14 protein-coding genes and 1 pseudogene are annotated in these 14,606 nt (G+C 41.1%); 13 read left to right on the top strand and 2 right to left on the bottom strand.

Going from position 1 to position 14,606, the window contains the following annotated elements; genetic code table 11:
- Window positions 1-99 precede the first annotated feature (99 nt).
- Window positions 100-507, bottom strand: a complete 408-nt coding sequence (locus ACQKL5_RS08185) for a VOC family protein (RefSeq protein WP_427607841.1) — start codon at window positions 505-507, stop codon at window positions 100-102.
- Window positions 508-957: 450 nt separating this feature from the next.
- Here ACQKL5_RS08185 and ACQKL5_RS08180 point away from each other — a divergent pair, with 450 nt between their 5' ends.
- From ACQKL5_RS08180 to ACQKL5_RS08120, 13 genes and pseudogenes are all read left to right on the top strand, one after another.
- Window positions 958-3,024, top strand: a complete 2,067-nt coding sequence (locus tag ACQKL5_RS08180; RefSeq protein ID WP_427607840.1) for a BglG family transcription antiterminator — start codon at window positions 958-960, stop codon at window positions 3,022-3,024.
- Window positions 3,021-3,287 (top strand): PTS sugar transporter subunit IIB, encoded by a 267-nt coding sequence (locus ACQKL5_RS08175; protein ID WP_427607838.1) that lies wholly within the window; start codon window positions 3,021-3,023, stop codon window positions 3,285-3,287. The genes ACQKL5_RS08180 and ACQKL5_RS08175 overlap by 4 nt, the downstream gene beginning before the upstream one ends.
- 28 nt (window positions 3,288-3,315) lie before the next feature.
- Window positions 3,316-4,584 carry a PTS ascorbate transporter subunit IIC gene (locus ACQKL5_RS08170; RefSeq protein WP_427607836.1) on the top strand — a complete coding sequence of 423 codons (1,269 nt, stop codon included), beginning with the start codon at window positions 3,316-3,318 and terminating at the stop codon, window positions 4,582-4,584.
- A 101-nt stretch (window positions 4,585-4,685) separates the two neighbouring features.
- Window positions 4,686-5,546, top strand: a complete 861-nt coding sequence (locus tag ACQKL5_RS08165) for a Cof-type HAD-IIB family hydrolase (protein WP_427607835.1) — start codon at window positions 4,686-4,688, stop codon at window positions 5,544-5,546.
- 220 nt (window positions 5,547-5,766) lie between these two features.
- Window positions 5,767-5,946, top strand: coding sequence for a DUF4083 domain-containing protein (locus tag ACQKL5_RS08160; protein ID WP_427607833.1), 180 nt, complete (start codon window positions 5,767-5,769; stop codon window positions 5,944-5,946).
- 78 nt (window positions 5,947-6,024) lie between these two features.
- Window positions 6,025-6,303 (top strand): annotated as a pseudogene (locus ACQKL5_RS08155) (DUF4181 domain-containing protein); the annotation flags it as partial.
- A 134-nt stretch (window positions 6,304-6,437) separates the two neighbouring features.
- On the top strand, window positions 6,438-7,217 hold the full coding sequence (locus tag ACQKL5_RS08150) for a class I SAM-dependent DNA methyltransferase (RefSeq protein WP_427607832.1): 780 nt from the start codon (window positions 6,438-6,440) through the stop codon (window positions 7,215-7,217).
- Window positions 7,218-7,364: 147 nt separating this feature from the next.
- Window positions 7,365-7,724: a hypothetical protein gene (locus ACQKL5_RS08145; protein ID WP_427607830.1), complete on the top strand. Its 360-nt coding sequence runs from the start codon at window positions 7,365-7,367 to the stop codon at window positions 7,722-7,724.
- Window positions 7,725-7,785: 61 nt separating this feature from the next.
- Window positions 7,786-8,238 (top strand): DUF3997 domain-containing protein, encoded by a 453-nt coding sequence (locus ACQKL5_RS08140; protein ID WP_427607829.1) that lies wholly within the window; start codon window positions 7,786-7,788, stop codon window positions 8,236-8,238.
- A 153-nt stretch (window positions 8,239-8,391) separates the two neighbouring features.
- Window positions 8,392-9,177 (top strand): SDR family oxidoreductase, encoded by a 786-nt coding sequence (locus tag ACQKL5_RS08135; RefSeq protein WP_427607827.1) that lies wholly within the window; start codon window positions 8,392-8,394, stop codon window positions 9,175-9,177.
- Window positions 9,178-9,337: 160 nt separating this feature from the next.
- A complete protein-coding gene (locus ACQKL5_RS08130) occupies window positions 9,338-9,691 on the top strand; it encodes a hypothetical protein (protein ID WP_427607825.1) in 354 nt (117 codons plus the stop codon).
- Window positions 9,692-9,751: 60 nt separating this feature from the next.
- Window positions 9,752-9,874 carry a hypothetical protein gene (locus tag ACQKL5_RS08125; protein ID WP_427607824.1) on the top strand — a complete coding sequence of 41 codons (123 nt, stop codon included), beginning with the start codon at window positions 9,752-9,754 and terminating at the stop codon, window positions 9,872-9,874.
- A gap of 50 nt (window positions 9,875-9,924) precedes the next feature.
- On the top strand, window positions 9,925-10,125 hold the full coding sequence (locus ACQKL5_RS08120) for a YkvA family protein (protein WP_427607823.1): 201 nt from the start codon (window positions 9,925-9,927) through the stop codon (window positions 10,123-10,125).
- Between the two features lie 69 nt (window positions 10,126-10,194).
- Here ACQKL5_RS08120 and ACQKL5_RS08115 read toward each other — a convergent pair whose 3' ends face one another.
- Window positions 10,195-14,520: a S8 family serine peptidase gene (locus tag ACQKL5_RS08115; protein ID WP_427607821.1), complete on the bottom strand. Its 4,326-nt coding sequence runs from the start codon at window positions 14,518-14,520 to the stop codon at window positions 10,195-10,197.
- Window positions 14,521-14,606: the final 86 nt, after the last annotated feature.

Genomic DNA, 14,606 nt, shown 5'->3' with positions numbered 1-14,606 from the left:
TGACATTATAAATTGTTTACGTTTTCACTTATGCAACTAACCTGATCCGTTACTTCAATAAGAAAAGAGCCAGAAATGGCAGCCTTTATCTTTGCCTACTTATAGATCACTTTGATTAACATTTAGTTCAATCAAATTACCATCTGGGTCGGCACAAAAAATTTGTGCGAATCCACTTTTTCCGTATGGTTTTTCAAGGATTTCAACTTCATTCTGTTTTAACCAATTAAGAGTGTCATAGTAGTTCTCTACTCTAAGGGCAAAGTGACCTTCTCTGCTGGATAAACTTTTATCCTTACGAATCGTCTGTGAAGAGGGATCGACTATCAAGTGAAGTTGATGTCCCTCTATTTCATACCAGGCACCTGGAAAATCAAAATCAGGACGCTTTATTTCTTTTAAACATAAAGTTTTACCATAGAATTCTTTTGCTCTTACCAAATCTGTCACAGTAAGACTTACATGATGGAGGCATTTATAGTTAATCAAAACATTCACTTCTTTCATTTTAACTAATTTCTCCTTTATTTTATCACTACTTCAACTAAACTCCCTAAATAAAGGAAGTAAAAACTCCCGTTAGTTGAATAAGGTAAGGTATCTAGAGCAACAATCTCTGCGAACAGAGCTAAATAAATAGATAGAGAGCGGCAATAATCACGAAGGTGGATATTACTGCTTTATTAATTTTGTCTTAGCGATAGAAACTAAGAAGCAGAGATGTTCGTATACTGAATATCGCTAGTCTCAATTGCACTCGGAATGGATGGATATCTGTTACTTGGATTTGATGTGAACGGTACATAAGGATTGAGGTATGGTACACTAGTTCAAAAACCAGGTGCACATCATGGAACAATATATTTTTGTGCAGGCATGTGGACAACAATCGGACTGAGAAAGCATGTATTTCAAATGTAAAGTAAGGTATCTTGGTAGTAGGGAGAGGGAGAACCGATGTTTCTAGATGAAAGAAGCGCAACCATAATAAAAATATTACAGCACTCACCCATTTCGAAAATGAAAGATATCGAAGAGCAAACCGGTTTGACCAGAAGACAAATCCAATATGCTTTTAATAAAGTGAATGATTGGCTTCACTATCATGGGTATCCAGCGATTCTCTATCAAAAAGAATTAGGGTATTCCCTTCCTGACAAAGTTCAAGAGGAAGAATTGAACGTAAAACTAACGAAACGTAATTATGTATTTTCAGAGACGGATAGAGAAAAATTATTCTATCTCATGATTTTGCTAAGTCCCGAAGTGTTATCTGTCTATCATTTTCAATCAATCACGGGTCTGTCTCGTAATACCGTCCTAAAGGATCTGAAGCAGCTCAAGGAGAAAGCACAAGAGGTTAAGCTTAAGATCCAGTACTCCAAGCAAGAGGGTTACGTGATAAAGGGTGAGAGTAGAATCAAACGCTACATGATTGAACAACTGGTACATGATGTCCTTAGTCGTCCGGATAATAATCTGATTATTGAGTGTATTTGGGGAGGACAACAAACAAAAATTCAATCCATCCGGTATCAGTTGGAGCAGATTGAACGTGAATTGGGGATTACCTTTACGGATGAGCGGCTGTATGAATTGACCTATTTATTTTTGTGTACAGATCAGCTCATTGGAAAAGGAGAAGAATTGCAAGCCAATCCGAGTTGGATACCTTTTGTGAGAACAGATGAATATAAAGCTGTTGAGCAAATGACGAAAACGGATGCGTTTCAATCAGTTTGGAGCGAAACGGAAAATTTGTATGTAACTCTCCATCTCCTAAGCATGAATCGGACAAAGGATATTTCTCCTCTCAAGGAGGATGAAGTGATAGAAACTCTTTTGCAGGAGATTGTAAAAGAGTTCGAAAAATTAGCCTTTGTTCATCTACATGATAAAGACCAGCTATGCCAGCAATTGTACGTTCATTTTAAACCGGCTTATCATCGTCTAAAATACGGGCTTTCACTCATGAATCTGATGACGGAAAAGGTACAAAAGGTTTATCCTGAACTGCATCATCTGACCAAAAAATCTTTATGGTTACTAGAGAAAGAGATTGGTCGGCCAGTACCTGAAGAGGAAGTCGCATACTTTACGATTTATTTTGGAGGCTGGCTGCGAAGACAAGGGACTACTTTAGATGACCGTAAAAGAGCGATTGTCGTTTGTCCGAATGGGATTGGCATCAGCAATATTCTTATATACACATTGAAGGAATTATTTCCGGATATATTGTTTTTGGATGTATTATCTGTTCGAACTGCGTCCGAGTATCCCTTAGCTTACGATCTTGTTTTTTCAACGGTACATATGAGAACCAAAGTTCCGTTATTTGTGGTTCCGCCTATATTGGAAAGACAGGAAAAACATAAGCTGCGTCAGCAGGTCATGCAGGAATTGTACGGGTATACGACAAAAAATCTAGATGGTTCCGCTCTGTTAAAAGTGATTTCGAAATATGCAACCATTCATGAACCTGATCTTCTTGAAAAGGCCCTTGAATCCCTTATGTACTTAGATACGCCCAATGTGAATAAATATTCCTTAAAGGAGGCAGCGAAACCAGTGTTAGATGAATTACTCAACTTACAAACCATTCAAATCCTGCCGCGTGTTTCAGAGTGGAGAGAGGCAATTCGTGTTGCAGCCCAGCCTCTTGTTGATTTAGGAACGGTCGAAGAGAGATATGTGGAAGCGATGATTGAAGGAATCGAAACGAATGGTCCCTATGTGGTGATCACGCCTGACGTGGCCATTCCTCATGCACGTCCAGAGCAAGGTGTTCGCTCATTATCGATGAGTCTATTGAAATTGGATGAACCGGTTGAATTTGCACCCAATAAACCCGTTAGGCTAATTATTGTTTTGGCTGCCGTAGATAATGATACACATTTACGGGCGTTAATCCAGCTGACCCAATTACTCAATGAACGAGCTAATATTGAAGCGATTTTAGAGACAACGGATCAAACAGTACTTATGGATTACGTACATAAATATTCTAAGGAGGAAACAGAATGAAGAAAATTATGGTAGTTTGCGGAAATGGATTGGGCAGTAGCTTCATTATGGAGATGAATGTGAAAAAAGCATTAACAGAGATGGGGAAATCGGCTGAGGTAGATCATACGGATTTAACATCTGCTAAATCGGCCCAAGCGGATATTTTCATAGGGGCAGCAGATATTGTAGCCCAACTAGATGATGGAACCCGTACGATAGTTACATTGGAAAATATGATGAGCATTCCTGAGATTACATCCAAATTGGAATCACTTGTCTAACTAAATCTCGGTAAAAGGAGACAATACTATGTTGGATATCATTATGAACGACATTTTAGGCACACCTTCTATACTCGTCGGGTTATTCGCTCTGATTGGATTACTGTTACAGAAAAAGTCCAGTGCCGATGTAGTGTCAGGTACGCTTAAAACGGTTATGGGGTTCATTATCATTGGGGCAGGTGCGACCGTCCTTACTGGCGCCCTTAACATATTTAGTCAAATGTTCGACCATGCGTTTAATGTAGAGGGTGTCATTCCGAATAACGAGGCCATCGTAGCTGCTGCGCAAAGTGATTTTGGGACGTCAACGGCCCTGATTATGGTCTTCGGTATGATCGTGAATATTTTATTGGCACGCTTCACTCCATTAAAATATATCTTCTTAACGGGTCACCATACATTATTTATGGCCTGCCTACTAGCTGTCGCTTTGTCGGTTGGTGGACTGAGCGGTTTCCCGCTTATTCTTATCGGCTCCATTTTATTAGGACTATGTATGGTAGTATTTCCTGCCATTCTGCAGCCTTTTGTAAGACAGATTACCGGAAGTGATGATTTTGCCATCGGTCACTTTGGGACGATCGGGTATTTCGTTTCCGCTACGATCGGAAAATGGTTCGGAAACAAGGAAAAGACTACGGAACAAATTAAGGTGCCAAAATCTTTAGGATTTTTACGAGACACTTCAGTTGCCGTATCGCTGACAATGACGATTTTCTTTGTGATTGTCGCTCTTTTTGCAGGACAAGATTATATTGAATCAACGCTTTCTGGTGGTTCCAACTTCCTTGTATTTTCGTTTATACAAGCCATTACATTTGCAGCTGGTGTATATATCATCCTAGCTGGGGTACGGATGTTGATTGCTGAGATTGTGCCAGCCTTCAAAGGGATTGCAGATAAAATTGCTCCGAATACGAAGCCTGCACTAGATTGTCCGACAATTTTTCCTTTTGCTCCAAATGCGGTAATTATTGGCTTTTTATTTAGTTTTATTGCAGGGATCTTATCCATGTTCCTGTTGCCGGTATTAGGGTTGAAGGTTATTGTTCCAGGGCTTGTCCCACATTTCTTTACCGGAGCTGCCGCCGGTGTCTTTGGAAATGTAACGGGTGGTCGTCGCGGTGCTATGCTGGGTTCTTTCGCCAATGGACTCATCATTAGTTTCCTACCAGCCATTTTACTGATATTATTAGGTGACATAGGATTTGAAGGCACGACATTCGGTGACTCAGATTTCGGTGTGGTAGGTCTATTAATATTAAGTATTTTGAAAATGTTAGGATTTTCTTAATCTACTAGAAATATAGATGATTCGCCAACAGCCTAAAATCTTATAGATCATAGGCTGTTGGCTTTTTTTGTTACAGAATTCGAACGGATGAGGTGCAAAATATGAGATACAAAGCAATCGTGCTCGATATGGATGGCACGACATTGAATGAAGTGAATACGGTGAATGATACGCTGAAAAACTACTTGATCGAACTTAGAAATAGTGGAATGAAAGTGTTCATTGCAACCGGAAGAACGGTAAAAGAATTAAGAGATGTCCTGCCGGAGGATTTAATCGTCGACGGGATGGTAACGGCCAATGGCATGTCGGCCTTTATTGGGACGGAGAAGATATTCGAACATGCTCTACCGTCTGAACTCGTGGATGACATGATTAATAAAGCGGCAACAAGAGAGATATTTTACGAAGTTCATCCAAATGACGGAATCAGAATGTCCTTGCAAAAAGATAAAGAGTATATGGTTAAACAAATAATGGGGACAAAACCGGAGACGGTTGATGAAAACGAATGGTTATCGAGACAAGTCGCAGTCGAGAGCAAAATCAACTGGGTCGATGAGCTCGAAGAATTAAGTGTGGCCAAGATTTATTTCTTCAGTAAAGAAATGAAGGCCATCAAAGACTGGATCACAGATCTCGAACAGTTCAAGAAGAAAACGGCCTTTACAACCGCATCCTCCACACATCACAACGTGGAAGTGACCGTGGACGGTGTATCTAAAGCAACAGCGGTCCAAGTCTTACTTGATCGCTTTGCTCTATCACCGGAAGATATTCTGGCCGTAGGAGATGGAGAAAATGACCTTCCTCTATTCAAGCTCTCTGGCCACTGTGTAGCTATGAAAAACGCGCTCGATCTGGTAAAGGAACAGGCGGATGAAGTGACGGAGTACTCCTATCGAGAAGATGGCCTGTATCACTTTTTGAAAAAAACATTCCCGATAGCACAACCAAAGTAATGAGCATACGTTTTTCACGTCGGCTCTGATCTAACTTAAAACGCACATTCAAAACCTTTATGTATCAAGGATTTGAATGTGCGTTTTTTTGAGAACGTGGTTAAGCGGGCTTCGTACATAATGGCGAAAATGTTATATGGGTCAAATGCCCATAGCGCTCTTAAGACAACGGCCATCCATCATATGTTATGATTGATAAAAAAGGAAAAGGTGGATTTATTTGAGTGTTAATATCGGTGATATACTATTTCAACTAATTATGTTTATTTTATTATTTGGCATAATCTTTGCCATTTACTTTTTTGTCCGGGCCCTCGTTACAAGATCTCGCCATTCTAATCCCCTAGAACAAAAACTTGATAAAATCATCGAGTTGCTTGAAAAGGAAAAAAGAGAGTAAGATATGAGCCATTCATGAATACCATTGCTTATTCAATATGGTAGGAGGTTTATATTTTGATGAACGAAATGGCTTGGTGTAGAAAAAAAAGAAAGTATATCAGAAACTCCTGGTAAGAATATGGAACGATGGGGAAGAGGGATCATCCTATGCATTTTTTTGTGTGCACTTCCCATGGTATTAGAATATGAAAATATACTTAAATGGTATTGGGTATTATTCTTAAACGTATTAATGGGTTTTCAAACAGTTCTGGAGTGGAAGTACTTGAAACCTTCCAAACAGTATTTGATAACACTTACATACTTAGTATTTGCTTTGGTTATGGTGTTTGGAATAAATTATTTTACAATCTAGTTATTCTGAAATAAGGGACTGCTTCGGTAGTTCTTTTCTTGTTGAGGGAGTAGTGTTTAATAACAACAATATATGGGTAATGTGGTAAAATTATTAAATACTAGCAATCTATCTTTTCGTTAAAGGAGGTATGCATGGAGAACATTAAGGCAAATTCAGAAGAGTACGATGACCCGATTTTATATGATAAGGAAAATGAATCATATAGGCAAGACCTTCCTTATCTATTGAAATGGGCTTCGAAAACCGAAGGCCCCATCCTTGATTTAGCTTGTGGGACAGGGAGGGCGACCATTCCTTTAGCGAGGAAAGGATATAAACTTATCGGTGTGGATGTCCATAAAGGAATGCTAGACGAAGCAAAACGGAAGTCGGCGAACCTGAACGTGCACATTGATTGGATTGAGCAGGATGCTAGAATGCTGAACCTGAATGTAAGAAGTCAATTGATTTTCTCAGTCGGGAATGTCTTTCAGCATTTTCTTACCAATGAAGATCAGGACGAATTCTTATCTTCTGTTAATAAACATTTAGAACTTGATGGGGTATTCATTTTTGACACGAGGTTTCCAAGCGCCGATGAGTTGCTCCAACCTGAAACAGAAGAATACTGGAGAACCATTGAGGATGAGGATACTCCAAAAAAAATCGATGTGTATACGAAAAGTACCTATGACTCACTCAAACAGGTTCAACATTACACGACAATCAGAAAGTATGTAGATGACGAAGGAACAATAGTAGATGAACAACGAACGAACATACGGTTACGATATGTTTTCCCTAAAGAAATGGAACGCATTCTCTCCGTTCATGGACTGGAAATCGTCCATCTATTTGAGGATTGGAATGAAACACCTGTGACAAATGAGAGTTATGGGATGGTCTATGTCTGTAAGAAAATTAGAGATTGACTTCTTCTTCAAGAGTGGTGTGTTTATACGTAATGAGTAAGTCGTAAAGGATTCTTAATGAACATGTACCAGCAGGTATTGAATGCTATTTCTCATTAACAATGGGTCTTTGTAATAAAATGATACATTGAATGGGAGAGAGTACTATTGACAACACATACTGATTCTATTGTAACTTTTATAATCATGTGGGGAATACCCGCATTCATGGTTGTTAGAGGGTATTTAAAAATGAATACCGACGATAGGAAATCAGTCGTTCATGATTTCAGGACCCCACGTTTTATATTTACAATTGGCCTTCTTATAATGGGGGCTTTCTTAACACAATTATCAATTGTATTCACCATACATGCCATGAAGGCAATAGGCATAGGGCTATTGAGTATTGGTGGAATCTTTTCGATAGTGAATTTGTGGAAGGATAGCAAAATAAAAAGTATAGGATTACTTTTACTATTATCGTTCTTGATGTTCCTGATCACCCAACTACTACAACTGTTCTAGTAGATGTAGATATAACGTCGTTTCAGATATCTTTTTGATCTATTGTGGATTGGAGAATGTAATGCATATTAAACTATGGCGTTATTTATTATTAAGCTTGCTTTCACTCTTATTCTTAACAGGTTGTCCAGGCCTATCTGACTATGATAAGGACCTACCTGGAGGATATTCTGTTATAAGAACATCAGCCCACGAAGTCAAGATTGCGCCAAAAGAAAGTGAAGGTAGTTGGGGAACCGCCGTCATTCCCACGAAAGTTACCGAAGTTGCTTGGGATGACCATTATATTCTCGCGAAGCAACTTGGCTTGAAGGATGACGAGGCTAGCAACAACGGCTATCAAATTCCTGATGAAAAAAACATGAACTTTTGGATACTGGAAGTGACTACAGGCGAAGTGACTGGACCTTTAGATGGTACTAGTTTTACAAAGAAAAAAGCCGAATATGGAATACCTAATGAGATAGTGCTACAAGAAATAGATGACATTAAAGAATGGCCCGGGGAAGGATAGGCGTTCCCACTTAAAGAAGAATATCCGTGTTCCTTCATTTCATTCTGACAATTTTTACAGTGAATATTATCTGTAAACGAATGACTGAACCCGAGTAGGGAAGAATATCATCTGATCTAATTACTTACTTACTTTTAAACGGAGGTATGAAAAATGAATAATCGTTTTGACGAAAAAGTCGTGCTGATTACAGGAGCTGGATCCGGATTGGGACAGGCTTCTGCGTTGCAAGTGGCCAAAGAAGGAGCAAAGCTTGCTTTGGTGGATTTGAAAAGCGATTTCTTGGAAACAACCGAGAAATTGATTCGGGAAGCGGTACCTAGTGCGGACATGCTCTTGATTACAGCGGACGTTGCAAAGGAAGAAGATGTGAAGAAGTACGTTGATCAAACGGTCGAAAAGTTTGGCCGCATCGACAGTTTCTTCAATAACGCCGGGATTGAAGGGAAACAGGACTTGACGGAAGATTACGGAATTGATGAATTCCGGAGAGTTGTGGGCGTGAACCTAAACGGTGTTTTCTTTGGTATGAAATATGTCCTAGAAGTCATGAAAAAGCAGAAAGACGGTACAATCGTCAATTCGGCATCTGTCGGAGGAATCCGTGGTGTGGGGAATCAATCGGGCTATGCGGCAAGTAAGCATGGTGTGGTTGGATTGACGCGAAACTCCGGAATCGAGTACGGTCAATACGGCATCAGCATCAAGGCGATTGCCCCGGGTGCCATCATGACGCCAATGGTGGAAGCTTCCTTGAAACAGATGGGAGGCGAAAATTGGGAGGCAGCGGGTAAGGAATTCGTCAGCGTTAACCCAATGAAACGCTTCGGGAAACCGGAAGAGGTCGGGTACTTGGTCGCTTTCTTACTATCCGAACAAGCAAGCTTCATCAATGCGGCCGTCATTCCGATCGATGGTGGACAATCGTATAAATATTAAATGGTAGTAATAGAAGATTCTTTTCGCTTTGGCGAAAAGGTCTTTTTTTTTGAGCAATGTTTGCCTTCCTATATGGGAAGTAGCGTAGTAAACTTTTTCAATTCTTCCGTCCAAGTGGCATATACATATAAGCGATTCTGTAATGAGAGGGAGGATTGCTTTGGACGGAGTTACGTTATATGATCTCTTCTTCATCGTGGCGACCGAAATCATCTTGCTTACGACAGTGGTGCTTACCTTACTTTGGGTCATCCGGGCACGGAAGGAAAAGGTTCATTATTTGCTCGCTATTATCATTATTGTCTTTCAGCTTGTGTGGAATGTTGCATCCAGCTATTTCATAATGACCGCGATTTTAATTCCAGGTGTATCGGTCGTTCTGATGCTGACCTGGAGGCTTTTCATCCGGGATGCTTACACGAAAAGCCGGTTGTTCAGTGCTGCGCTTCTGCTACAGGGGATTTGGTTTGTTTTGTATATTATCGTGCTTATCGAAAACTGGTTAGGTTTTTAGTAATCGGAAGGCCCTTACATAGTGAGGGTCTTTTCTTCATGTAGACTAAATGTTGAATTAATGCGTGTATCCGTCGAATTATTGGTGTTGAATGTTGAATTATCAGCTTATATGGTTGAATTAATCCTCTATATGGTTGAATTATACCGACGCCAGCTCCGTTTAAGAATCGATTTTGCGTGAATTGTACGCTATACTGAATGTAATTCGTCTTAAAGGAGATTGAATAACCCGTGTTTAATAGATTATCGAAGAAAACAAAGGTAGCTCTGGTAGCTTCCATCATATATGTGATTGTACCGACGGATCTCATTCCGGATTTTATAGTAGGTTTTGGACAGGTTGATGACGCAGCTGTACTGCTCTTCCTGGGCAAATGTTTATATACGGATTTGTTTGCCAAGAAATCTCGTCCTGAGGTATTGAAAGGTTAATAGATTGATAAGATCATGTAAAAAAAGCCATGCTCCCAACCTTAAGGCTGGAAGCATGGCTTTTATGTTTTACTTTTGAGCGTTAATCCAAAGCTTACCTGTTGCTCTTTGTGTTGTAACATTTCCATAACGATCTTCGGCTTTTACCTCAACGACGGCACCTGGTGCTTTTACATTCGTTGTGGCGGTGTAGTAGCCGACATAATGTCCTGATGATGTTTCTTTCATTGGTAATTCCGTTGCATTGGCAACGCCACCGGCATTGGTCAATGGCAATAAGATTGAGAAGTCTGCGGATAGACCTGGTTCACTGTCAAATTCGATTTTGACGGATTCCCCATTTTTCAGGACCTTATCCTGATTTGGCACTAAACCAGAGATTTCTGGAGCTGTGAATTTCACATCGATGGAAATGGATTTAGTGACTGAATTACCAGCTTTATCTAGAGCGACTACTTTGATTTTATTGATTCCTTCGTCAAGTAGAAGGCGATAAGAGAAAGTGTTATCTTTCACTTCGGCCTTCTTCCCGTTCACTTTAACTGTATCCAGGTTTTCATCTGAGATGGTACCTTTCACAGTTACCGTTTCACGGTTCACTTTGCTAGCATCAGTTGGTGAAGTAATGGCGAGTGTTGGCTTTTTGGTATCCAATATCACCTTTACTGGTGCAGATGCCTCCGTTGAGCCTTTGCTCGTCCGCGCTTTTGCAGTCAACGTGTTTTCCCCGTTGTTTAATGTGACAGGAATGGAGAATGTTCCTTCGGTAGTAGAATCTGTAGTGGCTACTTTCTCGCCCTTGTTAAAGATATCTACTGTAGTTGTAGGTGCAGATGTACCTTCAACCGTTACTTCTTTTTGATTCGAGTAAGAACCGTCTTTAGGAGAGGTGATGACCGGTTCTTTTACTTCGTAATCGACAGTTGCCCGAATCATGTAATTTCCTTCCTCAGTTGGCGTTGGCGACCAAGCGCCACTTACACCCTGCCAGCTTCGTTCTGCATTCGGTCCATTTTCATCTGTAGCTAGACCAGGTGCATTCGGATTGGCTTTTGTTTGGGTATAAACAATAAAGAAATCGCCTTCAACCATGATTCCATGTTCGCTCAAGTCAACATGTGTCCATTGACCGTTACGTAAGGCTGTTTCGTTGAAAGGTCCAGCGATTTTCTTGCCAGGTGATCCGTCTGTTCCTGAAGCATCATATACGGAAACTTGGAACTCAGTCCCACCTGGGGCAGGCCATGTAGTATCCCAGAAGCGTAATAGAGCGCCAGTTACATTGGCCGTTTTATTCCCTGAAGCCAAGGACATTTTTACAGCCCAGCTGTTGCCTGCCGCATTATAGGCACGGGCGTTTTCAGCTGTTCCATCATCATACTTGATTTCATCTGGGTACCCGATGAACGGTTTTAGTTCGATATTTTTTGTGCTAGTTTCTTCAGAAATCATCACGGATGCTTCATTTCCGTAATAAGAAGGGGCCATTACCTTTAACGTGTAATTCCCTTCGTAAGCAGTTAGTGAGTATTCACCGTCTGCATTTGTTGTTACTGGTTGGATAGCCGCATCCTCTAGAAGGTAAACGGTAGCACCAGAGACTGGTTCACCAGTAATTTTGTTGGTGATGGTACCATTGATCGTTCCTTTAGGGATTTCTTGAAGGGTAAAGTTAGCTGTTGATGTTGCATCTTGTTCGATGGTGACTGGCGCTGTTTGTGAACGATATCCATATGTTTCTGCTTGCATGGTAAATGTACCTGTCGCATGTGTAAGTTGGTATGATCCATCTTGTGGGTTTGTATACACAGAGCGTCCGGTTTCTAAAACACTTACCTGTGCCTGTAATGGAAGAAGCACTGGAGCAGGTTGTTCTTTTTCAGGTTCTTTTTGCTCTTTTTCCATAACCGGCTTGATTTTATCAGGATTAACTTGTGGTTTAGCTGATACCGAAGAATCAGATTTATTGACGCTTAATCCCGTTTTTGCTTTTGTCGTCGGTAGAATCGAAGTATCTGCCAATTTAATATCATCAATATACCAGCCTGATTTTCGGATGGAACTATCTGATGTGACATTAAAGGCAATATAGATGCGTTCCCCAGCATATTCGCTTAGGTTCACTTCACCATCGATCCAAGTACCTGAGCTTTCGTTAAAGCGGGCAGCTTGTACCCAGTTCGTTTCGTCAGTGGAGATGAATACATGACCGAAATCATAATTCTTTTCAAAATCAAACCATTGCTTGAATTGTAAATAGCTTGTGCCTTCTGGAACATCTACTGGAGGCATAGAAAGAGTCATGTTGGCACTATTCGCATAGTTTCCAGCCAGGTTTGTAGCATAGACCTTCTGACCGGATGCTGCTGAACCAGGTCCGCTTGTCGGAATGCCCCATTCCCAGTTATTGTTTGTGCCATAAGAAGTCCACCCAGTTGGATTTTCTTCAAAATCCTCTGTATAGCCTACGCTGATTCCAGGCAATAGCTCAGTGGAATAAGCATCGGAAGTAGTGACGGAGCCACCAAAATCGGTTGCAATCCATTTATAAGTGACTGTATTTCCAGTCAAATCAGAACCTGGAATCGTGGCTTCGTACGTCCCAGACTTATAATCACCAGTCTTTCTCTCAGCCTTGACATCAGCCCAGCTTCCGTCCGTTTTCTTGTAGCTGAGTTTAACGGCAGTGACACTTACGTTATCTGTTACTTCAGCTTGAAGCTGTAGGTTCATTTTCTTATACGATTTTTCTGGTGCTTGATGAGAAATGACTGCTGCTTCAGAGTCATCACCAGACTTGGTTACTTGACCTTCGATTTTACCCAGTCCGCTTACAACGGAAGAAACGGCATCAAATGCATTTACTAGGCCATAGCCATATGCATGATTAGGAGTTTCTGGGTAATTGCTGTCTGTCAAAGGAGTCGCCGTCGTCAGTAAAATTTCCTCAAGTTGGTCAACCGTTAAGCTGGCATTTACCTGTCTTAATAGCGCAGCTACTGCTGTAACATGAGGGCCAGCCATCGATGTTCCATTCCATCCGCCTTCATATGCACCACCAGGAACGGCAGACCGAATGTTAACACCAGGTGCCGAAATATCCGGTTTGATTTCTCCATATGGAGATGGACCGCGTAAAGAGAAACTTCCGACTTTGTTGTTAATGTCTGTTGCACCAGTGGCAAAGGATTCTGGATAGTTGGCTGGGTTAGCTACTGAACCAGCTCCGCCGGGATTTGTTGTTGTTGTATTTCCTGCAGAAAATTCAGGGAAGATTTCAGCTGCTTTCCAAGCTTGTACCATCGGACGGTACCACTCGTCAAGACCAGCTCCGCCCCCCCAAGAGTTATTAACAACATCCGGTGCTTTCTCAGGATGAGGATTACCAGCCGCATCTTTTGGGGCGATTATCCATTCACCGGCTTCCAATAAATCGATATCTGAACCCCCATTTGCAGAAAATGCCTTAACTGCAATGAACTTAGCGCCTGGAGCCACACCGATTTGATTGGCACCATTCGGTTCAGATCCTACCATTGTACCGATTGTGTGAGTTCCATGACCTAAATCATCATAGGCGGAAGCTTGCCCGCTTACCGCATCAAACCAGTTGTATTCATTGTCTGCGACATCAGGGTTGGCAGGGTTATATCCGCGGTACTTGGTTTTTAATGCCGGGTGGTTCCATTGAACACCTGTATCGATAGAAGCAATAACGGTACCTGCTCCATCAATGCCCATATCCCATACAGCAGGAGCCCCGATTTTATCGATATTCCACTCAATGGAAGAGGTGTCTGCTTTCGGTTTACTCACGCTTAAGCCTAAAGAGGCTTTCGATTCAAGCGTCTTACTTGCTGGTGTAATAAGTTGTCTTATTTCATTTGGCATGATTTTATCTACTTCCGGAAGAATGGCGATTTGCTCCATAACTTCCTTCGTGGCTGTCACGGCAATTGCATTCACAATATAAAACGATTGAATATCCTTTGCGTTGCCGGCTTTTTTCTGTTTTTCTAAGTAGTTCTTGATATCAACTTGTGTTTCAAGAGCAGTTGCACGAAGCTCGGAAACAACACTTGACCGTTTCAGTAACTTTGCATTATTTGCAGATAGCTTTTGTGATTTGGCTGTTTTAGCAGCTTTTGAGGAGATTTCCTTGGTGTCTACTTGTTTTTTGAGTTTAACGAGAAAGGTTACCTTTTCATCTTTTTCAAACTGTTTAAGGACCTTAGAGGCCACTTTCTTTTGATTCTTTCCCGCTAACTCATCTTTAGCAGAGGTGTGGAGCTTGTTAGTAGATGCAGCGATGGAGTTTGATGGAATGATCAGTGATCCAATAAGCATGATGACAAATGCTATTGCTAACCACTTTGTTCTTCTTTTTTTTCGCAAACTATTTCCCCCTATTCTATTTTCAAAGAACAAATTATTGGCCGCACTATAGGTAGAATCCACCTCCGTTCTTTATAGATGGCCGG

Origin of the sequence: Peribacillus sp. NPDC097675, from assembly GCF_050277655.1 — a bacterium.
In the GTDB taxonomy this organism is placed as follows: Bacteria; Bacillota; Bacilli; order Bacillales; family DSM-1321; genus Peribacillus.
This window is presented reverse-complemented; position numbering and strand designations above follow the sequence as displayed.

Bases quoted from the DNA above. Each gene is read 5' to 3' on its own strand.
- ACQKL5_RS08125 (WP_427607824.1), top strand. From the start codon at position 9,752: ATGCGTGTATCCGTCGAATTATTGGTGTTGAATGTTGAATTATCAGCT.
- ACQKL5_RS08180 (WP_427607840.1), top strand. From the start codon at position 958: ATGTTTCTAGATGAAAGAAGCGCAACCATAATAAAAATATTACAGCAC.
- ACQKL5_RS08135 (WP_427607827.1), top strand. From the start codon at position 8,392: ATGAATAATCGTTTTGACGAAAAAGTCGTGCTGATTACAGGAGCTGGA.
- ACQKL5_RS08175 (WP_427607838.1), top strand. From the start codon at position 3,021: ATGAAGAAAATTATGGTAGTTTGCGGAAATGGATTGGGCAGTAGCTTC.
- ACQKL5_RS08165 (WP_427607835.1), top strand. From the start codon at position 4,686: ATGAGATACAAAGCAATCGTGCTCGATATGGATGGCACGACATTGAAT.
- ACQKL5_RS08170 (WP_427607836.1), top strand. From the start codon at position 3,316: ATGTTGGATATCATTATGAACGACATTTTAGGCACACCTTCTATACTC.
- ACQKL5_RS08140 (WP_427607829.1), top strand. From the start codon at position 7,786: ATGCATATTAAACTATGGCGTTATTTATTATTAAGCTTGCTTTCACTC.
- ACQKL5_RS08185 (WP_427607841.1), bottom strand. From the start codon at position 507: ATGAAAGAAGTGAATGTTTTGATTAACTATAAATGCCTCCATCATGTA.
- ACQKL5_RS08150 (WP_427607832.1), top strand. From the start codon at position 6,438: ATGGAGAACATTAAGGCAAATTCAGAAGAGTACGATGACCCGATTTTA.